Source organism: Nocardia sp. NPDC058666 (genome assembly GCF_042714895.1).
Lineage (GTDB): Bacteria > Actinomycetota > Actinomycetes > Mycobacteriales > Mycobacteriaceae > Nocardia.
Genome location: NZ_JBHXRY010000009.1, coordinates 44,292 through 68,433, shown reverse-complemented (window position 1 = coordinate 68,433; position 24,142 = coordinate 44,292). Strand labels below are relative to the sequence as shown.

General features: G+C 66.9%; 21 protein-coding genes and 1 tRNA gene. 10 read left to right on the top strand and 12 right to left on the bottom strand.

The features are described 5' to 3' along the window. Nucleotides 1-55 precede the first annotated feature (55 nt). Nucleotides 56-289 carry a DUF3618 domain-containing protein gene (locus tag ACFWVD_RS20145; protein ID WP_379244904.1) on the bottom strand — a complete coding sequence of 78 codons (234 nt, stop codon included), beginning with the start codon at nt 287-289 and terminating at the stop codon, nt 56-58. 75 nt (nt 290-364) lie between these two features. Between ACFWVD_RS20145 and bcp the strand changes: the two genes are divergently transcribed. Continuing rightward, entirely contained in the window at nt 365-838 is a 474-nt protein-coding gene (gene bcp, locus ACFWVD_RS20140; RefSeq protein ID WP_379244902.1) for a thioredoxin-dependent thiol peroxidase, read from the top strand. On the opposite strand, the gene ACFWVD_RS20135 is transcribed toward bcp, so the two are convergent. Continuing rightward, the gene (locus ACFWVD_RS20135; protein WP_379244900.1) at nt 839-1,552 is read right to left on the bottom strand and encodes a TetR/AcrR family transcriptional regulator; all 714 of its coding nucleotides are present in this window, start codon (nt 1,550-1,552) and stop codon (nt 839-841) included. Nucleotides 1,553-1,663: 111 nt separating this feature from the next. On the opposite strand from ACFWVD_RS20135, the gene ACFWVD_RS20130 reads away from it, so the two are divergent. Beyond that, nucleotides 1,664-2,605, top strand: coding sequence for an ATP-binding cassette domain-containing protein (locus ACFWVD_RS20130; RefSeq protein WP_379244898.1), 942 nt, complete (start codon nt 1,664-1,666; stop codon nt 2,603-2,605). Next, on the top strand, nt 2,602-3,369 hold the full coding sequence (locus ACFWVD_RS20125; RefSeq protein ID WP_379244896.1) for an ABC transporter permease: 768 nt from the start codon (nt 2,602-2,604) through the stop codon (nt 3,367-3,369). The genes ACFWVD_RS20130 and ACFWVD_RS20125 overlap by 4 nt, the downstream gene beginning before the upstream one ends. Before the next feature lie 52 nt (nt 3,370-3,421). Here the strand turns inward: ACFWVD_RS20125 and ACFWVD_RS20120 are convergent, their stop codons facing one another. Then, nucleotides 3,422-4,633 (bottom strand): hypothetical protein, encoded by a 1,212-nt coding sequence (locus ACFWVD_RS20120; RefSeq protein ID WP_379244894.1) that lies wholly within the window; start codon nt 4,631-4,633, stop codon nt 3,422-3,424. Nucleotides 4,634-4,952: 319 nt separating this feature from the next. Here ACFWVD_RS20120 and ACFWVD_RS20115 point away from each other — a divergent pair, with 319 nt between their 5' ends. Then, the gene (locus tag ACFWVD_RS20115; RefSeq protein ID WP_379245130.1) at nt 4,953-5,573 is read left to right on the top strand and encodes a TetR family transcriptional regulator; all 621 of its coding nucleotides are present in this window, start codon (nt 4,953-4,955) and stop codon (nt 5,571-5,573) included. Nucleotides 5,574-5,586: 13 nt separating this feature from the next. Here the strand turns inward: ACFWVD_RS20115 and ACFWVD_RS20110 are convergent, their stop codons facing one another. Both ACFWVD_RS20110 and ACFWVD_RS20105 read right to left on the bottom strand, forming a co-directional pair. Beyond that, nucleotides 5,587-6,015, bottom strand: coding sequence for a holo-ACP synthase (locus tag ACFWVD_RS20110; protein ID WP_379244892.1), 429 nt, complete (start codon nt 6,013-6,015; stop codon nt 5,587-5,589). An 11-nt stretch (nt 6,016-6,026) separates the two neighbouring features. Continuing rightward, a complete protein-coding gene (locus ACFWVD_RS20105; RefSeq protein ID WP_379244890.1) occupies nt 6,027-15,353 on the bottom strand; it encodes a fatty acid synthase subunit beta domain-containing protein in 9,327 nt (3,108 codons plus the stop codon). 393 nt (nt 15,354-15,746) lie between these two features. Between ACFWVD_RS20105 and ACFWVD_RS20100 the strand changes: the two genes are divergently transcribed. The 3 genes from ACFWVD_RS20100 to ACFWVD_RS20090 all read left to right on the top strand — a co-directional run bounded on the left by ACFWVD_RS20100 (nt 15,747) and on the right by ACFWVD_RS20090 (nt 17,494). Further along, nucleotides 15,747-15,828, top strand: a tRNA-Leu gene (locus tag ACFWVD_RS20100). A 332-nt stretch (nt 15,829-16,160) separates the two neighbouring features. Beyond that, nucleotides 16,161-16,622: an NUDIX hydrolase gene (locus ACFWVD_RS20095; protein WP_379244888.1), complete on the top strand. Its 462-nt coding sequence runs from the start codon at nt 16,161-16,163 to the stop codon at nt 16,620-16,622. Between the two features lie 47 nt (nt 16,623-16,669). Continuing rightward, nucleotides 16,670-17,494 (top strand): PIG-L deacetylase family protein, encoded by an 825-nt coding sequence (locus ACFWVD_RS20090; RefSeq protein WP_379244887.1) that lies wholly within the window; start codon nt 16,670-16,672, stop codon nt 17,492-17,494. 143 nt (nt 17,495-17,637) lie between these two features. Here the strand turns inward: ACFWVD_RS20090 and ACFWVD_RS20085 are convergent, their stop codons facing one another. Together ACFWVD_RS20085 and ACFWVD_RS20080 are read right to left on the bottom strand one after the other, a co-directional pair. Continuing rightward, nucleotides 17,638-18,048 carry a DUF4189 domain-containing protein gene (locus ACFWVD_RS20085; RefSeq protein ID WP_379244885.1) on the bottom strand — a complete coding sequence of 137 codons (411 nt, stop codon included), beginning with the start codon at nt 18,046-18,048 and terminating at the stop codon, nt 17,638-17,640. Between the two features lie 310 nt (nt 18,049-18,358). Continuing rightward, a complete protein-coding gene (locus tag ACFWVD_RS20080; protein ID WP_379244883.1) occupies nt 18,359-18,793 on the bottom strand; it encodes an Hsp20/alpha crystallin family protein in 435 nt (144 codons plus the stop codon). A gap of 136 nt (nt 18,794-18,929) precedes the next feature. Here ACFWVD_RS20080 and ACFWVD_RS20075 point away from each other — a divergent pair, with 136 nt between their 5' ends. Continuing rightward, entirely contained in the window at nt 18,930-19,238 is a 309-nt protein-coding gene (locus ACFWVD_RS20075) for a MerR family transcriptional regulator (protein ID WP_379244881.1), read from the top strand. 55 nt (nt 19,239-19,293) lie between these two features. On the opposite strand, the gene ACFWVD_RS20070 is transcribed toward ACFWVD_RS20075, so the two are convergent. After that, entirely contained in the window at nt 19,294-19,683 is a 390-nt protein-coding gene (locus ACFWVD_RS20070; protein ID WP_379244879.1) for a hypothetical protein, read from the bottom strand. Between the two features lie 129 nt (nt 19,684-19,812). On the opposite strand from ACFWVD_RS20070, the gene ACFWVD_RS20065 reads away from it, so the two are divergent. Next, nucleotides 19,813-20,976, top strand: coding sequence for a serine hydrolase domain-containing protein (locus ACFWVD_RS20065; protein ID WP_379244877.1), 1,164 nt, complete (start codon nt 19,813-19,815; stop codon nt 20,974-20,976). Nucleotides 20,977-21,010: 34 nt separating this feature from the next. Here the strand turns inward: ACFWVD_RS20065 and ACFWVD_RS20060 are convergent, their stop codons facing one another. Next, entirely contained in the window at nt 21,011-21,532 is a 522-nt protein-coding gene (locus tag ACFWVD_RS20060; protein WP_379244875.1) for a hypothetical protein, read from the bottom strand. A 259-nt stretch (nt 21,533-21,791) separates the two neighbouring features. On the opposite strand from ACFWVD_RS20060, the gene ACFWVD_RS20055 reads away from it, so the two are divergent. Next, entirely contained in the window at nt 21,792-22,127 is a 336-nt protein-coding gene (locus tag ACFWVD_RS20055; RefSeq protein WP_379244873.1) for a TfoX/Sxy family protein, read from the top strand. A gap of 3 nt (nt 22,128-22,130) precedes the next feature. Here the strand turns inward: ACFWVD_RS20055 and ACFWVD_RS20050 are convergent, their stop codons facing one another. The 3 genes from ACFWVD_RS20050 to ACFWVD_RS20040 all read right to left on the bottom strand — a co-directional run bounded on the left by ACFWVD_RS20050 (nt 22,131) and on the right by ACFWVD_RS20040 (nt 24,097). Beyond that, on the bottom strand, nt 22,131-22,532 hold the full coding sequence (locus tag ACFWVD_RS20050) for a nuclear transport factor 2 family protein (protein ID WP_379244871.1): 402 nt from the start codon (nt 22,530-22,532) through the stop codon (nt 22,131-22,133). Nucleotides 22,533-22,624: 92 nt separating this feature from the next. Beyond that, entirely contained in the window at nt 22,625-23,617 is a 993-nt protein-coding gene (locus ACFWVD_RS20045) for a DUF3039 domain-containing protein (protein WP_379244869.1), read from the bottom strand. Nucleotides 23,618-23,686: 69 nt separating this feature from the next. Further along, complete coding sequence (locus ACFWVD_RS20040; RefSeq protein WP_379244867.1) at nt 23,687-24,097, bottom strand: helix-turn-helix domain-containing protein; 411 nt, start codon at nt 24,095-24,097, stop codon at nt 23,687-23,689. Nucleotides 24,098-24,142: the final 45 nt, after the last annotated feature.

Below are 24,142 nucleotides of genomic sequence, written 5' to 3'. Positions count from 1 at the left end.
ACACCCGATGCCGCTCATGCCGCATCGGGTGTTTTCGTTTGTCGGGCCTGCTGGTTCAGCGGCGGAAGATCTTGATCAGGACCAGGCCTGCCACGAGGGCACCCGCTCCGATCAGCGTGTACTTGACCTTCGGCTCGTTGAGCTTGGCGACCACCATGTTCTTGGTGTCGTCGGCGATCCGTTGCGGATCCGCGCGTACCGCCAGTTCGTCCAGCGTGGTCGCCAACCGGGTACGCGCGAGCTCGATCTCGCGTTCGATCCGGTCGGTGTCGTCCTTGGCCACCGTCACCTCCAGGTATATGTCTGCTGCTGCTGTCCGAGTCTATCCATGCTTGCTGTCGGACCCGTCGGTTACCGTGCGGTGGTGACCGACAACCAACGCCTGTCTCCCGGAGACACCGCCCCCGAGTTCACGCTGCCCGACGCCGACGGCAACGACGTATCGCTGTCGGATTACCGCGGCCGCAAAGTGATCGTCTATTTCTACCCCGCCGCCAGCACCCCCGGCTGCACCAAGCAGGCCTGCGATTTCCGCGACAGCCTGGCCGAGCTGGGTGGCGCGGGCCTCGAGGTGCTCGGCATCTCCCCCGACAAGCCCGCCAAGCTGGCCAAATTCCGTGACAACGAGGGCCTGACCTTCCCGTTGCTCTCCGACCCCGAGCGCGAGGTGCTCAAAGCATGGGGCGCTTTCGGCGAGAAGATGATGTACGGCAAGACCGTGACCGGCGTGATCCGTTCGACGTTCGTGGTCGACGAAAAGGGCAAGATCGAGGTGGCCCAGTACAACGTGCGCGCCACCGGCCACGTCGCCAAGTTGCGCCGCGATCTGTCGGTGTAGTCAGAATTTGGCGATGAACACGTCGTAACCGTCGAGCAACCGGGCCAGGCCGAATTCGAAATCGGCCTGCTCCCACTCGATGTCGTCATCGTCGAACGCGGCGTTGGACAGCGCGGCCGACACCGCGGGGAAGCGCTGCGGGTCGAGCACCCGGGCCATCACCGAGATGAAGTCGCCGCCCTCCTCGGTTTCCAAGTCGCGCAGGAACCGCCGTTTACCCACCACGAACATCGACAGGTTCATCACCAACTGCAGCTTGACCGGGTCCGGCACTCCCGTTTCAGCGAGCACGCCAAGCGCGGTGTCGAGCCAGGCCATGTTGTTGGGACCCATGGGCGGGCGACTCAGCGGGATGTCCAACCACCACGAATGCCGGCCCAGCCGTGCGAACTCCGCGCGCGCCCATTTCTCCAGCCCCGCCCGCCATGGCGTGCCCGGCGCGATCTCGGGCGGCGGGCCGACGACCCGGTCCATCAGCAGGTCGACCAGCGTGTTCTTGCTGTCGACATACCGATACAGCGACATCGCGGTGAACCCGAGCTGCTTGGCGACCCGGTTCATCGACAGCGCCGCATACCCCTCCGCGTCCGCCACCTCGGTGGCCGCGTCGAGGATCTGATCCAGGGTCAGCGCCCGTTTGGGCCCACGCCCGCCGGGCTGCTCGAGTCCCCACATCAGCTCGACCGCGCGCGGGAGCTCACCCGATGTCGTCATCTGCCTCCTCTGCTCGCCTCGACTGTAAACCCCGCTTCTCTTGCGCCAAAGAACTGTTTAACCTATAAACGAATTATATCGCATAAACAGTTTCTCGATCGGAGAGAACTCATGGCACCCGAACAACCACCGGCTCTGTCGATCCGACACCTGCGCAAGACTTTCGGCGCGCACGTCGTGCTCGACGACCTCGACTTGGACATCACCGCGGGCACCGTGTTCGCCCTGCTGGGCCCCAACGGCGCGGGCAAGACCACCCTGGTCCGCATCCTGGCCACCCTGATCGATCCCGACCACGGCGACGTGCACGTTTTCGACCACGACCTCGCCCGTAACCCCGATGCGATCCGCCGCCTCATCGGCGTCACCGGCCAGTACACCGCCGTCGACGGCATCCTCACCGGCACCGAAAACCTGCGCCTGACCGGCCGACTCCTACACCTGGGCAAGCACGAGACCCGCCGCCTGAGCACCGAACTTCTCGAACGTTTCGACCTGGTCGACGCCGCCGACAAGCCCGTCGACTCCTACTCGGGCGGTATGCGACGCAGGCTCGACCTCGCGATGAGCCTGATGGGCAAGCCCCGCATCGTGTTCCTCGACGAACCGACCACGGGCCTGGACCCGCGCAGTCGACGCGACGTGTGGTCTGCCATCAGGGAATTGGCGGCGCAGGGCACCACCATCGCGCTGACCACCCAGTACCTGGAGGAGGCCGATCAACTCGCCGACCGCATCGCGGTGCTCGACCACGGCCGCATCGTCGCCGACGGTACCCCGGCGGAACTCAAACGCCTGGTCCCGGGCGGACACGTCCAGTTCCGCTTCGCCGATCGCACCCTGCTGGCAGCCGCCGCGCACGCCGTGGACGGCCGTGTCGATCCCGAACAGCTGACCCTGCAGGTGCCCTCGAACGGCAGCGCCGTCCAGATCAAACAATTGCTCGACCGCTTCGCCGACCTCGACATCGCGATCGAACAGCTCACCGTGCACACCCCCGACCTCGACGATGTCTTCTTCGCCCTCACCGAACGAACCGAGGCAGCAGCATGAATACCACCCGCGCACTTCAGGATTCGGCCACCATGCTGGACCGCAATATCCGCCACACTCTGCGCAGTCCCGACACCATGATCATGACGGTCGTGCTGCCGGTGATGATTCTGCTGATGTTCGTGTTCGTGTTCGGCGGCGCGATGGAGGTCGGGCCCGGCGCCTACATCGACTATGTGGTGCCGGGAATCATCTTGCTGTGCGCGAGTTTCGGCGCGGCCACCACCGCGATCGCGCTGTCCACCGACCTGGCCGAGGGCATCATCGACCGGTTCCGCACCATGTCGATCGCCCGGTCGGCGGTGCTGTCCGGGCACGTCGCCGAGAGCGTGCTCCGCAACCTGATCACCTCGGCGATCGTGGTCGCGGTCGCGGTGGCGCTGGGTTTCCGGCCCACCACCGATCCGCTGCGCTGGCTCGGCGTGTTCGGTGTGCTGGCGATGTTCGTGTTCGCGCTGTCGTGGGTGGCGGCCGCGTTGGGTCTGCTCGCGCGAAACCCGGAGGCGGCCAACGGTTTCACGTTCGTGTTCATGTTCCTGCCGTATATCAGTTCGGCGTTCGTGCCGCCGGAGTCGATGCCGACCTGGCTGCACTGGATCGCCGAGAACCAACCGGTGACGCCGGTGATCGAAACGCTGCGCGGACTGTTGATGGGCACGCCGATCGGCAACAGCGGGTTGCTGGCGGTGCTGTGGTGCGCGGGCATCGCGCTGGTCGGGTATGTCGCGGCGGGCGTGCTGTTCCGGCGGCGCACCAGCGTGTGACAACGACGAAAGGGGGCAGCGATGCGCTGCCCCCTTGTCGATATGGCGAAGATCAGTCGGCGGATTCGGTGCGCGGGCCGTCCGGGACACCGGCCTGCGCCGGCTGCATACCGAGCGGGATGCCGGTGCCGGGCAGGGTCGGCACGGCGGCGGGGATCGGCGGTAACAGCGGCGCGACCGGTTCCAGCGGCAGCGGATCCTCTTCGGGCGCATCTCCGTACAGCTGCGTCGGATAGTCCAGGGGGAACTCGCCCGGGTTCACCAGCTGCGGATTGGGCGACACCGTCTCGTACGGCGTGGTCGGGGTGCCTTCGGCCGGGCTCACCTGCAACCCGCTGCCCGACGCCACACCACCGGCCGAACCGGAATCGGCGACTTCCTGCTGGGGGGTCTGCGGAACCACCGGGGCGGTCGCGACACCGGGCTCCGACGACACCGCGGTGTTGTCGACCGTCGGCGTCCCACCGTTCATCACCGCGTACGAACCACCCGCGACCAGCCCGCCCGCCAACACGCTCGCCGCCGCGGCGACCATCGCGGTCCCCCGCCGCGAGCGCGCGCCGATCGGCACCGGCACCACGACCGTGTCACCCAGCGCGACCAGCGCGGCACCGGCGGCGGGCGCGAACGGCGCCAACCGACACGGCAGCACCGGCACCCCGAACCCGGCCACCGCGTCACGCACCGCGGGCGCGTCCGACGACGAACCGATCAGCACCACAGCGCTGGGCTGCACCGACGCGGCCTCGAACTGATCCCACGCCGCCGACACACCCGCACGCAAAGCTTCAGGCGTCGGCGCGCCGGTTTGTGAGTAGGCCGCGAGCACCCGGTGGCGACCCGCGTCGACCAACGTCATCGCCTGATAGCCGGGCACCGCTTCGAACACGAGCAGATTGTCGAACTCGTCGAGCCAGGTCATCGCCCCCGCGACGAACAGGTGGGCCGACTTCGCCGAAACCAGTGATGCTGTATGCCATTCGGTGGCCGCCAGCCGGGTGACGATCGCGCGCCGCTCATTGGCGTCGCGGTAACTGACTGCCACCCCGGCGATTTCGTGCTGGTCGTCGAGATCGGTCGCGATCGCGTCCAGCGCGGTGTGCACCGCCGCCGCCACATCGGCTTTACCGTCGCCACCCGCACGGACGGTGCGCCGCAGCATCATCCGGTCGGTCAAAGTGACGCCCGATTCCGCGAACGCCACCGCGTGCACGGCCCCCCGCTCGGTGCTGACGCCGAGGGTTACCACAGATCCTGCAGACACAAGCCTTGCCCTTCCCCTGAGCGAAACGGTGCGGGACGGGACCGCGCGGGTCCGTCACTTCGCGATACGTCTGATGCGGCGAAAGCTGGCTAGCCGCGAATAAGCGTGCAGATAGACGCACACTTATCTGATGATTCGTCACCGGTCGGCAACCGGATGGGTCAGGATTTCGGCCAGTTGTTGACACGCTGTCGGGAGAGCGGCGTCGCGGACGTGCGGATACCGCTAGCCTGGATGGGTGGAAGTACACGCGCAGGCCCGGTCACCGCAGAGCCGTCCGGACCCTGCGCTGGAATTGCAGGACGACCCGCAGGAGTTGATGCCGCGCAAGCGGCCGACCCAGGAGCGCAGCAAGCGCAAGTTCGACGCGCTGCTGGCGTCTTCGCGCGAGCTGCTCACCGAGGTGGGTTTCGAATCGTTCACCTGTGAAGAGGTCGCCCAGCGCGCCGAGGTCCCGATCGGCACGCTGTACCAGTTCTTCGCCAACAAGTACGTGATCGTGTGCGAACTCAATCGCCAGGACCTGGTCGCGGTGTCGCGCGAGCTGGCCGACTTCCACGGTGAGGTCCCGTCGCTGGACTGGTTGCGGCACATGAACCAATTCGTCGACCATATGGCGAACCTGTGGACCACCGATCCGTCGCGGCGCGAGGTGTGGTTGGCGATGCAGTCCACGCCGTCCACACGGGCGACGGGCGCGTTGCACGAGAAGGAATTCGCTGCGGTCGTGTCGCAGATGCTGCGGCCACTGACCCCGCGCACGCCACCTGCCCGGCGCACGATGATGGCCGAAGTGCTGGTGCACGTGGTGTATTCGATGCTGAATTTCTCGGTGCAGGAAGATCAGTCCAACAAAGACGCCGTCGCCGAACTCAAGCGCCTGATGGTCGCGTATCTGCTTGTGGCAGAAAAAGAATCGCGGACCGCCGAAGAAGGATGACGGTCCGCGAGTTCTAGTTTCTGCCGTCGATCAGGTCGGCGAGTTCGCCCGGGTCTTCCAGCACCACCATCGCCGCGGCGGTGTCACCGTCGTGCGTCAACGACAGGTGCACGCGCACGCGGGGCAGGAATTCCGCGGCCAGGCCGTGCAGTTTGATGCTCGGCCTGCCCCACGCGTCGTTGACGACTTCGATGAGCGGGTACGGGTTGTCGCCGATCTGCGGACTGCGGGCGAAACGCGAGGCTGCCCAGGCTTTGAGCACCGCCTCTTTCGCAGCCCAACGGGCGGCGAAACTGCGGGCCGGGTCGGTCTGTTTGCTCTGGCAGTAGCGGCGTTCACCGGCGGTGAATGTCTCCCTGAGCATGGCCGACCCGGGCCGTTGCAGCTGTTCGGCGAACTCGGAGATGGTCACCAGGTCCAAGCCGATACCGAGAATGGTCACGAAGCGGCAGCCTACGACGCTTCGTGCGGCTGCGCGGCGATTTGCCCGGTGCCGCAACCCCATCCGTTGGTGCTGTACACGCCGTCGCTGTCGAGTCGGGCCTGCGGCGAGAGCAGCATGTCGGCTTCCAGCTGACGAATCTGCTTGGCCGACGTGCCTTCCGCACCCAGTCGACGATCAGCGGGCTTCTCGTAGAGCGCCGACCCGCCGCACATGGCCTCGGCGAACCGCTGCCTGCCCGCGAGTGCACGCGCCTGCGCCCGCTCTTGGTACTCCGCCCGCGCCGCCGGTTCGATCGCCGCCAGGAACGCTTGCGGATGAACGACCGCGAGCAGCCCGGACACGTGGCCGAAGCCGAGCGATGTCACCAAACCTGCCTTCAGCGCGAACTTCTCACCGAAGCGCAGCGGCTCGCGCGCCCACACCAGGTGCGGGTAGGCGGCCATCTTCTCGTCGACACAGTCCAGGCTCCGATTCGGCGGCACCACACCGTTTTCCAGCACCTGGCACAGCCCGATGAGCTGGAACGCCGCCGCGCCGCCCTTCGCATGGCCGGTCAGGCTCTTCTGCGAGACCACGAACAGCGGTGCGCCGTCGGTGCGACCCAGTGCGCCCGCGAGCCGCTCGTGCAGCTCGGACTCGTTGGGATCGTTTGCGGCAGTGGAGGTGTCGTGCTTGGAGATCACCGCGATGTCGTCGGGGGTGACGCCGAGCTTGCGCAGTTCGGCCGCCAGTCGCGACTCGCGCCCGCCCCGCCCGGCACCCAGCGCACCCAAACCCGGTGCGGGAATGGAGGTATGGACGCCGTCGGCGAACGACTGCGCGAAGGCGATCACGCCGAGCACCGGCAGCCCCATCTCCACGGCCACGTCACCGCGAGCCAGCAGCACGGTGCCGCCACCCTGCGATTCGACGAACCCGCCGCGACGACGATCGTTGGCGCGGGAGAAGTAGCGATCGCTGATTCCCTTGGCGCGCATGGCCGCCGAGTCCGCGGTGGCCGACATGTCGCCGAAGCCGACGATGCCTTCGATACCCAGATCGTCGAACCCGCCGGCGACCACGACCTCGGCCTTACCGAGCCGGATCTTGTCGACCGCTTCCTCCACCGACACCGCCGCCGTGGCGCAGGCCGCGACCGGGTGCACCATGGCGCCGTAGCTGCCGACGTAGGACTGCACCACGTGCGCCAGGGCGACGTTGGGCAGTGCCTCCTGCAGGATGTCGTTGGGTCGCGGTTCGCCGAGCAGGTTGTCGACGTACAGCGACCGCATCGAGGACATGCCGCCCATGCCGGTGCCCTGCGTGTTGGCCACCAGGCTCGGGTGCACCCAGCTCATCAGCTCGTCGGGGCTGAAACCGGCGCCGACGAACGCGTCCACGGTGCACACGATGTTCCACAGCGCGACCCGGTCGATCGAGGCCGCCATATCGGCGGACACACCCCAGATGGTGGGGTCCCAGCCGGTCGGGATCTGGCCGCCGACCACCCGCGACAGCTTCGCCTTGCGCGGCACGCGGATCTCGGTGCCCGCCTGGCGGGTGACGGTCCAGTCGCCCGCGCCGTCGACGGGCGCGATGATCGTGTGCTCGGGATCGGCGGTGTGGAAGGCGCGCGCCTCGGCCTCGTTGCCGACGGTGAACGTCAGGTCCTGGTCGAGGAACACCGAGGTGAGCAGCGGGGCGGCGTTGTCGAGCATGGCGCCGTCGTCTTCGTAGCGGCGCACACCGCAGCGCTCGACGACGATGTCGTGAAAGCGTTCCGCCACTTCGGCTTCCGGTACGAAGTCACCGGATTCGGTGTCGTACCAGCCCGGCTTCGGCTCGTTCTCCCAGCGGATCAGGCCGGTGGTCCAGGCCAGTTCGAGCACCCCGGCGGCGGAGAGCTTGTCTTCGACCTCCATCTCGAAGCGGGTGCGCGAGGAGCCGTACGGGCCGAGTTCGCCCGCGCCGACGATGACGATCATCTCGCTCAGGTCCGAGGTGACCGGTGCCCAATCCGGCACGGGCAGTGCCGAACTCAGGGTGGGCGGCGCGGGGAGCGCGGAAATGGTCACCTTGTCCGCGGCTTCTTCCGTCTTCTCCGCCGCGGCTTCCTGCGCCTGCTTGGCCAGCGCGGGCAGGTCGAGTTTCGCGCGAGCCAGACCGCCGGTGAGGTCGATCTGCTGCGGGCCGGTGAGGGTGACCTGACGGGCACGCGAGGTGCACCACTTGAGCAGTTCGTCGGCCATCTCGTCGGTCGACCAGGTGTGCACGCCCGCGGCTTCCACGGCCTCGACCATCGGGTCGTTGTGCCCCATCAGCCCGGTGCCGCGCACCCAACCGATGAGCGCGTGCACCAGCGTTACCCGTGCGGCCCAGGACTTTTCGGCCTTCCACTTCAGCACCACCGCGTCCAGTGCGGCCTTGGCTTCGCCGTAGGCGCCGTCGCCGCCGAACAGGCCACGGTTGGGCGAACCCGGCAGCACCACATGCAGTTTCGCGTCGACGTCGTGGTCGGCACCGATCGCGGACAGGCCGCCGATCAGGCGTTCCACCGACCACAGCAGCACACGCATTTCCATCTCGGCGCGCGCACCCGCGTCGGCCAGGTCGCCGGCCACGCGCGGTGCCGCGAACGGCAGCAACATGGTCGGGGTCATGGCGTCCTTGACCTTGATCTTGGCGCCGCCGGCGTTGTCGACCTGCTCGGTGCCGATCCAGTCGATCAGCGCGTCCAGGTCCTGGTAGGAGGCCATATTGGCCGGGACCACCCACAGCGCCGCGCCGTGGCGGGCGTTGTCGCGGTACAGCGAACGGTAGAACCGCAGCCGCTCGTCGTTGAGACCGGAGGTGGTGACCACGACGGTCGCGCCGCCGGACAGCAGCTTGCCGGTGACGGCCGCCGCGATGGAACCCTTACTGGCACCGGTGATTACGGCGAGGTCTTCCGACCACAAGCCCTGCTCGGTGGTGTCCATCGCTGCCTTGGCGATCTGCGCGTACACCCCGGCCAGCACTGAACGGGCCTCACGCATCGCCCGCTGACGCCACCAGTTCGCCTGGGCTGCAACGGCTTCCCCGGCAGCGACGAATCCGTCGATCGACTGCTGTGCGGTGGTGGCATCGTCGCCGAGCCACATCTTCGCGAGGTCTTCGCGGGCGGTGGCCCAGCGGTCGTCGATGAGCACGGCCTTGCGGGCATCGAACGCGGGTGCGACCAATCGTGGCCAGTCCGAACCCAATTCGGCCGACACAAGGTCCGCGAGGGTGTCAGGGGTTGCTTCGGGGGCGCTGATCTTGTCGCTGAGGCCGAGCTGTTCGAGCACGACCCTGGCAGCGGTGGCGAGCACGCCGTCGCGTCCGGTGATCTGTTCGGTGAACTCGCCCAGTGCGGCCGCGTCGACGGTGCCGCCTGCCGCGCCACCCGCGGAGGGCATCGAGACCGAGACTCCGCGTCGCGCCGCCACGGCCTGCACTGCGGCATCGATGACGGCGTCGACCGAGGCCGCGTCAGCGAGCGCACCGCCGAGCCCGCCCAGGTCACCTCCGCGCACGCTCGCGCCTTCGCGGGTGCCCAGCGATACTTCCGCGGTGACGTGGCTGACCCAGCCGTCACCCAGTTCCCAGACCTTCTTGACCCGGTCGGCGACCGCGGCCGGGCGCTTGCCCGACGGGCCGAAGACCTTGCGCAGGTGGTCGCCGATGGCATCGGTGAGCACGGTGCCGAAGGGCTTGTAGGTGCGGGCCAGTCGTTCGACGGTGGCGGCGAGTGCGCCCATGTCGGCGTCGGCGGCACCGTCGATGGCACCCAGCGACAGTTCGGCGCCCAGGTCCACCAGCAGCTGGTTGCGGCGTGAGGAGACGCCGTCGCAGAGGCCTTCGATGGTGTCGACGGGGCCGATCTGGTCCATGCGCAGCTTGGTCCACAGTGCGATGAGTACGCGGGTGGCGTCGGCGGCGCTGAAGGCGATGTCGTCGGGGCGCGGGCCGCCGGTGGCAACCGGAGCGGCAGTCGCCACGGGGGTTGTGGCCTGCGGTGCTTCGGCGGGGGTCTCGTCGATGTCGATGTCGATGTCGTCGACGGGGGCCGGGTCGGTGTCGGTGGAGTAGACGACCGCCGCGTCACGTTCGACATTGACGACTTCTACTGTGGCACCGCCGAATCCGGGCAGCTTCAACGTCTGGGTGGCCAGGTTCGCCACGGTCGGGGTGGCACCGAGGCCGACCTCGACGAAACGTTCCACGCCGAGCCCGCCGTGCGCGGTGTCGGTGAACAGCAGGTCCTGGGTTTCGATCCAGCGGACCGGGCTGGCGAACTGCCACGCGAGGAGCTCGATCAGCACCACACGGCACAGTTCGGCATCGCGCTCGGCCCAGCTGTCGAAGTCGGCCAGCACGGCCGCGAGCGGCTCGGACGGCACGAGTTCGGCGATCTCGGTGAGGAATTCGCGGTCGAGGGAGAACGGGCGGGGCACCAGGTTCGGAATGTAGCGTCCGACAAGGACTTCCGGGTGCACCTCGGCGGGCAGCAGCTGGCCGAGTTTGTGTCGGAACTCCGGCACTCCGTCGCGCAGCACCGAGGAGTGGAACGGCACGTCGATGCCGGGCACCAGGATGAACGCCCGCTTTCCACCGAATTCGGCACGGCGACGGTCGATTTCGGTTTCCAACGCTTCGAGCCCAGCGACAGTTCCCGCGATCGCGTACTGCGAACCACGCAGGTTCAGGTTCACGACCTCGAGGAACTCACCGGTCTGCGCGCCGATGCCGTTGACGAAGTCGATCACCTCGGCATCGGGCAGCCCGATCTGCGACGGACGAATGGCGGCCATCCGATAGTCGCTGCGGCCCTTGGCATCACGCGGCACCAGCTCGTGCATGGCCGAACCGCGCTGGAACACCACCTCGAGCACGGCTTCCAGCGGCAGCACACCGGCCACTGCTGCCAGGGCGTTGTACTCGCCGACCGAGTGCCCGGCCAGCATCGAATCCTCTACGAACGCACCGGCTTCGCGCAGTTCCGCGACCTGCGCCACACCCAGTGTCGCCATGGCGACCTGGGTGAACTGGGTCAGGTGCAGCACGCCGTCGGGGTGCCGGTGTTCGACGCCGCGCGCCTTGAGGTAGGTGGGGTTGTCGCGCACCACCGCCAGGATCGAGAAACCGAGGGCTTCGCGGGTGTGCGCGTCGGCACGCTCCCACACCTGCTTGGCCGCCTTCGAGCGGGTCAGCGCGTCCAGGCCCATCCCCTTGCGCTGGATGCCCTGGCCCGGGAAGGCGTACACGGTTTTCGGGGCGGCGGTGCGCCCGGTCGCGGTCATGACCAGGTCACCGTCGACGCGGCAGGAGACCTCGACGACCTCCGCGCCCGCGTCCACCGCGATCCGTTCCACCCGCACGTCCACGGTCGCGCCGGGGCGCACCATGCCGAGGAACCGGGTGGTCCATGCCGTGAGAGTGCGTGCGGGAACGGAACTTTCGGGATCCACCGCTACTACCGCGTGCTGAGCCGCGGCGGACAGCCACATGCCGTGCACGATCGGACTACCGAGACCGGCCAGCTTGGCGGCGGCGTCGGAGGTGTGGATCGGGTTGTGGTCGCCGGAGACCGCCGCGAAGGCGTGCATGGCGCGCGGGGCGGCCATCCGCACGTCGCGGCGACGGCGGCGCGGGGTGTCGGTGGCGTTGTCGGAGACCGCACCGGCCGCGCGGGGCGGATCGGTGAGTTCGCCGGCGCCGTTGCGGCCGCGGATGGCGAAGCGTTCGACCAGGCGTGCCAGCGGAGTCGCGTCCAGGCCCTGATCCAGGATCAAGCCGACGTTCACCACGACCTCGACAACGCGGCCCATATCGGTGTCGACCACCGCGCCACCTTCGGCACGCACGACGAGAATGCTTGTCTCCGACGGCAGTTCGTTCAACAGCTCTATCTGATGGTCCAGGTGGACCAGGTCGAGCATTCCTTCGATCACGCAGCCGCCGACCGGCGTACGGGCCGCGCCGAGCACCGCGAACACCGCGGGCCAGCAGGCGCCAACGAGCACGTCGGGGGCGGTGCGACCCAGAGTGCTGAGGGTGTCGGGCAGGCCGGAGCCCGTGACACCGGCGTGGTCGGCGATCAGATCGGGCATCCAGGCCAGGTTCAGATGTGCCACACCGGCTTTCACCTCGGGCAGCGCCTTCCCGGCGGCCACACCGAGCAGTGCGGACATCGCGGTTTCGGCGTCGGCGTCGGTGATCACCGGTGCGCCACCGGAATACACGCTCGCGGGCACGGTGATGCGGATGCGCACGCTGTCACGGGCCAGCGGCACCGTCAGCTCCACATAGTTGAATTCGCTTTCGGGACCGGTGGTTTCGGTCAGGGTCGCGCCGGTGCTGCGATGCACCGCGCTCCCCCGCTCGACGGTCCATTCCGCTATGCCACCCAGACGATGCACCGGGTTCACGGTGGTGCGCCCGGCCCACTGCACGTCAGGGGCGGCGAGCACGGTGTCGATCGGACCGGTGACCACACCGGCGACCCGGCGCGCGTCCACCGACTCGGGGTCGATACCGGCCTTGACCAGGGTAATCGCGGTGTCGTGTTCGAATCGGTCGAGCAGTTCACCCACCGGTTCGTCCACCCGCGTGATCCCCGCGACGGCGACAGTGCCAGGAATGATGCACACCTGATCGGCGCTGTAGCGCGAATCATGCGCCTGCCACAGCGAATCCGAACGCCACCAGCGCCGCACGTCGGCGTCCACGACGGGCACGAAGTTCACGGGCTTGCCCGGCGTCTTGCACAGCGAGACGAAGAACGGCACGTCGGCGGGGTGCAGCACGGTGTCGGCGACCGACGGGTATTGCTTCTTCAGCGCGCACAGCGCCTGCACCGGGTGTTCGAAGGCGGTGTCGTCGGCGAACAGGGTCTCGATCTCGCCGCTGTCGGCCGGGTTGAGCCGAGATTCGGTGCGCCGCATCATGTCCGCGAAACGGTCGCGCCAGCTGATGTCGAGCCAGTCCGAGCGGGTGGCGTCGCGGATCGCGTCACCGATGTCGCTGCCGCAATCGAACGAGATCGGTACGTCGCTCGAAACAGCCAGGGACACATAGCGTTCCAGCCACTGCTGGTAGGTCATGGTGGCGACGTCGCCGAAGTAGGGCTTGGCGGTGGCGTCCAGTGCCGCGATGATCTCGGCGCGACGACTGGCCACAGCGTCGGCATCGCCCGCGACCTCGTCGAGCAGACGGCCCGTGCGCGAAGCGGCGTTGTCGATCTCGTGGATGTCAGCGCCCAGTTGGCTCCGGCCGGAAGCCATTCCGCCGTTCGCGGTACCCGCACCGACCCAATCGGGAGTGCCGGGAGTGTCCACGAGCAGCTGCTTCACCGCGGGTGCGGTGGTCGCTTCGAGGGTCGCCATGGCGGCGGTGCCCACAAGCACGCCGTCCAGCGGCATCAGCGGGTAGCCGTAACCGGTGGACCAGGTGCCGGTGAGGTAGTCGGTGGCGCGCTCGGGCGTGCCGATGCCGCCGCCGACGCAGACCACCACATTCGTGTGCGCGCGCAGCTGCGCGTAGGTGGCCAGCAGCAGGTCGTCGAGGTCTTCCCACGAGTGGTGACCGCCGGCCTTGCCGCCTTCGATGTGCATGATGACCGGGTAGTCCGGCACGGCATCGGCGATGCGCAGCACGGCGTTGATCTGCGCGACCGTGCCCGGCTTGAACGCGACGTGACTGATGCCCGCCTCGGACAGCTCACCGATCAGCGCGACCGCGTCATCGAGTTCGGGGATGCCCGCGGTGACGATCACACCGTCGATCGGCGCACCCGCCGCCCGTGCCTTCTGCACCAGACGCTTGCCGCCCAGCTGCAGTTTCCACAGGTAGGGGTCGAGGAACAGCGAGTTGAACTGCACCGCGCGACCCGGCTGCAGCAGCTGACGCAGTTCGGTCATCCGGTCCGCGAAGATCTGTTCGGTGACCTGTCCACCACCGGCCAGCTCGGCCCAGTGCCCCGCATTCGCCGCGGCCGCAACGATTTTCGCGTCGACGGTGGTCGGGGTCATGCCGGCGAGCAGGATCGGCGAGCGACCCGTGAGCTTGGTGAACGCGGTCTCCACGACCACGCGTCCGTTGGGCAGACGCACCGGCTTGGGCGCGAAGGCCGACCACGGCGTCGACGGTTCCGGCGCGGCACCGGGGGTGAGCAGGCTGCGCTGACCCGCGCGGGTGGCGGCCGCGATCACGCCGACACCCGTGCCCTTGAGCGAACCGCCGGTCACCCGCGACAGCAGGTCGCCGGGGCCCAGATCCAGGATCCACTGCGCGCCCGCCTCGACCACGGCGTCGACGGTGGCGACCCAGTCGATCGGGTCCACCAGCACCTGCTGGGTCAGCGCGGCAGCCAGCTCGGCATCGAGCTCGCAGTGCCGGGCCCACCCGGCGACCAGGTCCACCGTCTCGGCCAGCGCCGGATGGTGGAAGGCGACGTCGACGGAAATGTCCTCGAACACCGGCGCGAACACCGCACCACCGCGGGCCTTGCTCTCACGCTCACGAGTCTGTTCATCGTGCAGCTGCGCGCAACGCGTGCGCACCCGATCGATCTGCGCGGGCGCACCCGAGATCACCACACGCCGACGCCCGTTGCGAATCGACACCACCGCGGCGATCGCCGGATCCACCCCTTCGGCCACCTCGGTGACGATCGCGCGCAACTGCTGCGGATCCACATTCGACACCGCGACCATCGGCGACCGCTCGCCCACCGGCATCAGCCCACGCCGACGCGCGACCAGCCCCGCCGCCGCCCCGACCAGCTGCGCGATGGCCAGCAGCTCCGCGTCCCGCGTGCCACCGGCCTCCACCGCGGCGGCGGCGAACAGGCCCTGCGAATGTCCGATGATCGCGACCGGCACGTTCTCGTTCGGGTCCAAGCCCTGCAGTTTGAGAGCCCTGGTCGCGGCCAGCTGAGCCAACAGCACGCCCGGCATGGACACCGGCACCGAGCGCAGCACCGAATCCGCGGGCGCCGACGACGGTTCCTCCGGCTCGTCGAGCTCGCTGTCCAGCAGCCACCCCATCGGGTCGAAACCGCCCGGCCGCACCACCAGCAACTGCGTCGCCACCGGCTCGAGCAGCACGGCCGCCTCGTCGACCAGCGCGGTCAGCTCGGGCTCGAGCGCACTGTCGCGCCCGATCTCCTCGAGCTCGCGCAACCACTGCGCACCCTGCCCACCGAACGCCAACGCGTACCCCGCCCCGGTGCGCAGCTGCTCCAGCAACGCCGCGCGGGCACCCCTGGCCGGCCCACGACCATTGGTCTTCGTGGCCGCTTCCGTGCCGATTGCGGTGCTCTCGTTGATCGTCAAGACGCTGCACTTCCTTCTCCTGGCGTGCCGCCACCGTCGGCACGCACACGTTTCCGGCAGCCCCGAGGGCCTGTTGAGAGCCACAATCGCACAAAATCATGAGGAAAGCCTCACGTTTCCCACCCAGCCACGCCCTACTGCCCGGTATTTCCGTACGTCCGTACCAAAACCTTCTGAAACATGACTCCACCTCACGTTTGAACCCGCAGGTCCAGCCCGTTACCCCGAGTCTCAAACATGAGCACCCCTCACATTGGGGTTTACCGAATCGTTATAATCCCAGGTAGTGTTACCCACGAGTACGCCACGCCGCCCCAACGCTTCGCACACTGCGATTCGCCCGGTAGAGTTTGGACGGTCGTACCTAATCCCCAGGGATCGGGCACGCACCAAGCGCGAGTGGCGGAATTGGCAGACGCGCCAGATTTAGGTTCTGGTGTCCACGGACGTGGGGGTTCAAGTCCCCCCTCGCGCACATACTTACGGCTTAGGTGCCCTTTTGGGTGTTCAGATGCACTCGCACCCCCAGAGCGCCACTGCGCACGACCCTGACCTGCATGTTCACGATCCGCGTCTGGCAGCTGTGCCAGTTTTCGGCGGCGATCGCCTTCTTCTGAACTGGCGAGCCTGCCAGATTTTCGAACGCGAGTAGCACTCTCGCTCCCACGGGTGACGACCTGTTCCGCGAGCACTCAGTGAGTGTCAGACGCTCCTGAACTGCGCAAACCCGACTTCCGAGTGGTAGCCCGTACCGCTTGCGGTCTTGCCGAGCGACGGGGTTGGGCCGCTTGCCGATACGCTCGCAAGGTGGGGAAAGAACTACGAGTCGCCGCATACGCCATATGCGTTCGGGAATCTTCCGGCGCGACTGAGATCCTGCTCGCCAGGTGGGTGTCGCCTGACGGCGGCAAGCAGTGGACACTGCCGGGCGGCGGAATGCACCACGGCGAGGACCCGATCGCAACAACCATTCGCGAGGTCGCCGAGGAAACCGGTTACACCGTCGAACCTGTCAGACTCCTCGGCATCGACTCGATCAACCACCAATACCCGCGCCCACACGGCGAATTCGCGGACTTCCATGGCCTCAGAATCGTCTACGAAGGCCGCGTCACCGGAGGCGAACTCCGCAACGAAACCGACGGCTCAACCGACCTCGCCGCCTGGCATCTGCTCGACGAGGTCGCGCACCTCGACCGAGTCGACCTCGTCGACATCGGAATTGAGCTGTGGCGCACCAAACCAGCCCTGGGCCGCGCCCGCGACTAGCTCCCTGATCGGCTGCCACCCGGCCCTCCGGCCGCAATACTGGCCTCATGGCGACAGTCGTGGCATTCCACGCCCACCCCGACGACGAGATCATCCTGACCGGCGGCACGCTGGCGAAACTTGCGCACGCCGGTCACCGCACCGTCATCGTGGTTGCCACCGACGGCCATGTGGAACAGTTCGAGGGTGCCCTGGCACCACGGCTGCACGAATTACACTGCAGCGCTGAGATTCTCGGCGTGAGCAGGGTGGAACACCTCGGCTACGCCGATAGCGGACACGGTTCGATCCTGTACCCGGATCCGCCCGGCCGAACCCGATTCGTCCGAGCCGCCGTCGACGAGGCCGCCGAACGCCTGGCGACAATCCTCGCGCAGGAACGCGCGGACATTCTGCTGAGCTACGACCGCAATGGCGGATACGGCCACCGCGACCACGTTCGTGTCCACGAGGTCGGCGCCCTGGCCGCGAAAAAGGCAGGCATCCCCCGCGTACTCAACGCGACGATCCCACGAGAACTATTCGCGAGACTGACCCGACCAGCACGCTGGCTCGGCTACGACACCACCGAGATCAGCAACGGTTTCACCGCCCGCGCGAACATCACCCACCGCATCGATGTCGGAGCGTATGCACCGCAACGCATGAACGCACTGGCCCAACACCGATCCGTCCTCGAAGGCGGTGGTCGCTTCGCGCGAATCGCAGGCGTCCTGCGCCGAATTCCGACACCTGTTCAGGCTCGGATTCTGCGGTGGGACTGGTTCGCCGAGAACGGTTTCCACTCCCCGGCCGCGGGCCCGCTCGACGACATCTTCACGCAACCAACCGCACCGACAGCCCGCGGAGATTCACCGGGCGCGATCCACTGAAGGAACGATATCGCCGTCACCAGCAAGAGTTCAGCGGCGGAATCTGAGCCCTCGAGGTTTCGTGGACAGTGGGAGAGCCACTGACTGGGCCAGTACAAGGGGGCGTCAGCCCCACATCTTCCGAGGACCGCGCGCGAACGAGATCAAAGCCGGGTGCAGGCGTGCTCGCCATCGAACGAGCCGGCGCTTCCGGTGCCGGTGGGGAGGTTGCGGGTGGCGTCTGCGTATGCCTCCGCTGGGGTCGCCCCTTTACCGAAGCCCACGATCGGGAACCCTGCGACGATCGCGAGCGGGCTCGTCACGACGGCGCCGCAGCCGTTCGCGAACGTCACCATCATCCGGCAGTCGATGATGCCTTGACCCTTGCACGCTTGGTCGGCGGCTCGAACGGCGTCGGCTTCCGTCGGGTGGTTGACCGAAAACGCGTAGACATTGCCCCACACGCTGAGGGAGAAGGCGCCCCAGTTGACCGGGTCGGCGGCGGCGGGCGGTGCCGCGAGGACGGCAGCGGCGCTCACCGACAGCGCGGCGACCGCAATGGACTTGTTGAACATGTGGTGTGTGCTTCCTCTGCGCGCCGATCAGGGTGCGGCGATCGCATGGAAGATACCGCAGCGCATGGACGCGAGGTCGCCCCAAAAACCTTGGGGTCACGGCAAACAGCCGAGGTTCCCCCAGGGTGGTGGACACCCCACTGCACGCTGACCTCCACCGCGTCCTGTGGAAGAAGCCCACTGCACGAACAGTGATGGCCGGGCCACCGGGACCCGGCCACTGAGGGGTCAGCTCACTGAAAGAGGTCGCGAGCGTTCGATATCGGTCACCTCGCGTTCATTTCTGGTCGCGATCATCCCCGTCGCCGGCTCAGGCGTTGATCACCTGAGGTTCGCGTTCGTGGACGATCTCGATCTTGCGGGGTTTGGCCTTTTCCGCGACCGGGATGGCAAGGCGCAGTACGCCATTGCGGTAGTCGGCACGGATGCGGTCGGTGTCGAGGCTTTCGCCGAGGAACAGTTGGCGGCTGAAGACACCGCGTGGGCGTTCGGCGGCGATCATGGATCGATCGGAGTCGATCGCGGGGCGCGAGGCGCGCACGGTCACCACATTGCGTTCGATGTCCAGGTCCAGTGATTCGGGGTCGATTCCGGGCAGGTCGAATTCGACGACGAACTCCTCGCCGTCGCGCCAGGCATCCATCGGCATCGCCGTCGGCCGTGCTGCTGTGCCGAACGCCTGCTGAGTCCAGCGGTCCAGATCACGGAACGGATCGGTACGCATCAACATGGTCGCCACCTCCAACTACTCCATTCTCGGTAGGTTCTTCATCAGATAACCTCTGTCATCTGACATAGATATTATTTAGCACTCGACCTAGGTGAGTGCAAGTGTCGGAAACAAGTAATCTTGTAAACAGTCGAAGGAATCGAGGACACGGATGGCCGCCCCGCACGACAACACACCATCGGCCGCCCAAGGGGTGTACGCGATCTCCGTGGCCGCGGAACTGGCAGGCATCGGCGTCCAGACCCTGCGCCTGTACGAGCAGCACGGCCTGATCGCGCCCGCCCGCAGCGCAGGCGGCACCCGCCGCTACAGCGGCGACGACCTCACCCGCCTGCACCGCATCACCACCCTCACCGACGAAGGCGTCAACCTCACCGCGGTAGCCCGCATCCTCGAACTCGAGGACGTCGTGGCGTCGCTGCGCGCGGAACGCGATCGCCTGCGCGCGAAACGAAAGTAGCCGAATTCGATTGCCTTGCTGCGCAATCGAATCCGGCCACCGGTGTGAATCTTGGTTAAGCGCTGCCACTTTCGATGAGGTCGAGGATCGGATTGGATGCGGTGACCTCGACTCGACCGTTGTAGACCTCGATGCCGTGCGGGTTGTCGAAGCACTGCGCACCCTCGGCGACCTGCAAGACCACGACGACGTGATGACTGCCGGGTGCGACACCGGTGATGACGAACTCCGGGTTGGGGGCCTGGGCGAGCGGCTTCTGAAGCTGACCGTCGATCAGGGCGTACGCGCTCCAGCACGGGTAGTCGGATTCCGCCGACACGGTGATCTTCCCTGGACCCCCGGTGACACGCGCGGCATCGGCGGCGGCAGCGGTGCCGGGGACTGCCAGCATCATCATCGCGGCAGCGAAACCTGTTGCCGCACTGGCGATCTTGAATTTTGTCATACACATGCTTAACACAACGAACATCTTCTGTGAAGACGTGACAATTGAGGGCTCGTACCAGCCGTCAATCGGTGAACATGAACGTTCTCGACGGGTCACTAGGGTCGTGAGAGACGTTAGGGGACAACCATGTTCGCGTATATGGCGCGTCGGCACGCGACGGTTCGGCGGTATCGGATGGCTGGTGTCGCCGTGGCTTTGATGCTCGGCGTTGCGGCTTGCGAGCAGGGTTCCGACGAGAGCGCGCCGGGCGACAGCACTGCGGTTCTGCAGCGAGATCTGGACGCGATCACCGCGCTCGGCGTCAGTGGCGCGCAGGCCCGAGCGGTGGACGAGGCTGGTCGTAGCTCGGTGGCCGTGAGCGGGGTGGCGCAGGTCGGGACGGAGACACCGGTGCCCGACGACGGGTATTTCCGGATCGCCAGTGCGACCAAGCCGATCGTTGCGACCGTGGTTCTGCAGCTGGTGGGCGAGGGAAAGTTGTCGCTGGAGGACAGCGTGGACAAGCACCTACCTGCGGTGGTCACCGGAGGCGACAAGATCACGGTTCGCCACTTGCTACAGAACACCAGCGGGTTGCTCGACGACTATCCGGGTTTCGACTCCGAACAGCAGTACCTCGAGCACCGGTTCGACGCCTACTCGCGCGAGGAGTTGATCGAGCGGACGATGGCGGTAGCTCCCGCTTTCGCGCCCGGCGAAGGGTGGGCGTATTCGAATACGAACTTCCTGCTCGCCGAGTCGATCATCGAGAAGGTCACCGGCAACAGTTGGCAGGCCGAGGCCGATCGGCGAATCTTCCAGGCACTGGACATGCGAAATTCGGTGTGGCCGAAGGGAAAAACCACTCTGCCCGAACCGCACGCCCGCGCCTACTCGGTGTTCGCGGGCACCACCACCTTCGTCGACACCACCGAAATCCTCGACGGCACAGAGAATTTGATCTCCACCACCGCGGACATGAACACCTTCTACCGCGCGCTGCTTGGCGGCACACTGTTGCGCCCTGCCGAGCTGGACGAGATGAAGAAGACGGTCAAGGTCTCCGAGGAGATCGAAATGCTGTGGCCCGGTGGGCAATACGGCTTGGGTTTGGTGAAACGCCCGCTCGCCTGTGGCGGTGAGTACTGGGGACACGGTGGCGGCGATGCCGGATTCATCACCAGCGACGGCGTCACCGCAGACGGGAAACGCAGCGTCGTGGTCTCACAGACCTCGGCCCTCCAGGAGAAGATGCTCGACCAGGAAGTGCGGGCGAGCGAGCTGGTCGGTCACGCGCTGTGCGGCGCGTGACCGCTCCGGACAACCGGAGCGATCACGCCGTGCGTCAGTGCTGGCACATCCATTCGGTGCCGTAATGCCCGGCGTTGCCACCTTCGAGATGGACCCAGCGGCCGTCGCCTTCGCAGGGTGCGCCCGCGACCGGCGCGGAATCCGCCGGGGTGGAGGTCGGGGTGACGACGGGGGCGGGGGTGGTCGGCTCGGGGGTGCCCGCACCGTGGTTGGGGTTGGTGCAGATCGAGCCCTCGCACGGCACCCAGGTGCCGTTGCCGTTGGGATTCGGGATCGCGTCGGGGCCGACGTAGCTGCCGACCGGGCAGCCCGGATCCTGATTCTTCGCGCAGTACTCCGCGCCCAGGTTGTTGCCGGTCGAGCCGTCGGCGCCACGCTGCTCGGTGGTGGGCTGCGGCGCAGCGGTGGTGGTCGCGGCCGGCGCTGCGGTGGTGGTGGCGGTCGTGGTGCTGGGCTTCGGCGACGGTGTCGAGCTGTCGTTGGAACACGCCGCGGCACCCAACACCAGGGTTGCCCCCGCCAGGATGGTCAACGAACGCTTCATCAAGTTGCGCATGGAAACTCGGTCCTCTGCTCATGTCGAGACGATGCCGCACTCGACCACCACGATTAACTACTGCGTTGCCGATTGTCGACAAACGCCCGAACAGATTGAACCACCCCGAAGCCCGGCCGGATGACATACCCGACGAAAATCACATTCGTGCTGTTCCAGCCATCATCGCCGATCGCCGCCTCCTGGTTGCCACTCACATCAGTCAGTTAGCAGGTTGATTGCGCCAGTACTTGTCAGTGCCCTGGCGCACACTGTGCTCATGGCATACGACGAGGAGCTGGCCGAGCGGGTCAGAGAGTTCGTGTTCTCGCGCGGCGATCTCGCCGAGAAGAAGATGTTCGGCGGCCTCGCCTTCCTGATCGGCGGCAATATGGCCGTTGCCGCCAGCAGGAAGGGTGGGTTACTGGTGCGGGTCGATCCCGCCGACAGCGAGGCACTCATCGACGGTGAGGCGGTCGTTCCGATGGTGATGGGCGGGCGCGAAAGGCACGGCTGGCTCTACGTCGCCCCCGAACTCGTCGAGGACGACACCGCCCTACAGCAATGGGTCGCCCGCGGCGTCGACTTCGCCGCAGCCCTGCCTCGAAAACGGTAGCGCTCAGTCGAGCTTCGTCGCGGTGATCTGCGTCAACAGACACAACCACCGCCCGTCGCGACGGGTGAACACGTCGGTGGTCCACTCATCGGCGTCGAACCGAACCCCTTGATAGTGGGCAACATTGGTCGCGCGCGTAGTCAGCAACACCAGTTCCCCGTGGTACCGAATCCGAGCCTGCCCCACCCGCTGCATCGCCGAATGCGTGAGATCCCCCGACCGAACGAACGCCAGAAACCGCTCCCCCGTAGTCACCCCGTTCTCCGAAACCATCACCCACTCATCAGCCATGAACGACCCGATCCGATCAGCGTCATTGGCCACAATGGCCACCTGCCACTCATCGAGCACAGCCAAGAGTTCGTCATGAACCGACCGCTCGCCGGAAATCCGTGTTGTTGTCATAACCCCACGCTATGACCAACACCCTCGGGCGTCTTGGACGATTGGAACCGCGATCGGGTACAGGCGTCACCGCGATTTGAGATGTGACCGCCTCATCGAGGCAGGTAGGCCAATCGCTCGGCGCATTCGACGCATTCCTCGATCTCCGCGTGATCCTGCATCGGAACGAAGAACACACCGCACAGTGCGCGCGAAGCCCTGCCGTCGACGGTCGCGGCGGCGAGATGTTGGGTGTGGACTCGGTGACTGACCGTGCCGAGCTCCTGGGCAAGAAGTTCTTCACGCGCGGACGCGACCTGCAGCCGTTCCCGCTGTGCCGCGCGGTAGCCCAGCTCCGCGATAGTCGAGTACGACGCGCCGTATCGATCCCAACTCTGTACCGGCGGCGACAGTGAGACCAGGACACGCACGGTCAGCAGCCAACCGAGCTCGCTGGCCGCGAACTCGCTGTCCAGGTCGAATTCGACCACCAGCTCTTCACAGTCCTCGACGACTGCAACGGTGAGCTGGGCAGATCCCATCGAATCCGCCCGCACCGGATGTGGGAGGTCGAGTCGGCAACACCAGTTCTCGTCCGCCCTGTTGAGCGCAACGGCGACTGCATCCTGCAGTCGCAGCTCCCACTGGGTGATCAGCCATGCGGTTGTCTCGATCTTGTGCAAGGTGCGATCGAGTTCGGTCGGCAACAGTGCCGCGCCATCAGTTCGCTCGACCATCGCGCCGAGCCATTGATAGAAGTCCGCACCGTCCTTGTGGCCGCCCTTCGCCAACCCGGCTGCGCATACCCAGCGGACGCCGGTCTCCGGATCCGTCCACAGGCCGGCACGCCACTGTGCGTTCCGCAACTCCTGCAACTTCAGGTCGCCGGAGCAGGCGATCAAGCGAGGTGGGGGGTCGTGCGCGGGGTCGGGCCCGTAAAGCTGAGCAGCCTTGCGCAGCAACGGATGCGGGAGCTCGCTGAGAGGGTGTAGGTCACGCCATCGACCGTCCACGACCGCCCGCATCGCGTGTGGTTCGGTCCAATCCGTGAACAGGTCCTCCGCGAGCACGCGGACAGTGGGACGAGCACGCCGATGTGGGGGCACGCGGCGATGCTGCCAGGCAGAACCCCGCCAACCATCACAGCCTCGGTGCTACTCACCAGTTCGGTGCGATCAGATCTCATCCATCAGGTCGTCGATGGCCCCGGCACGCACCCGATCGACGTGTGCGAAGCGCTCAGCGAGTTCGCGGCGGTCGCGCTGACGGTTTCGTTCGAATTCGATGACATCCTCGGCGTTGATCCGGCGATCGCGCCCCACCCGAAATGACGGCAGCGCGCCGGAGTCGAGCAGCTTGTACAGGTGTGTCCTGCTCATCCCCAGGCGTTCGGCGACCTGCGCGGGCGTCCACACCGCGCCGGTACCGAACATCGCAACGTCCGCCCCGGCGCCGACGCTGCTGACCAGTGCCTGCAACAGGTCTCGCAGCTCGGATGGCGCGAGCTCGTGCACCAGCCCCTCGAGCTGCGCCAGCTCCCCGGCGGAGACCCGGCCCGCATCGACACGGTGGATCGCAGCGGCCATGCGACGCCCTCCTGAATCCGCATCCGCCTCGCCAGCAGATGTCAC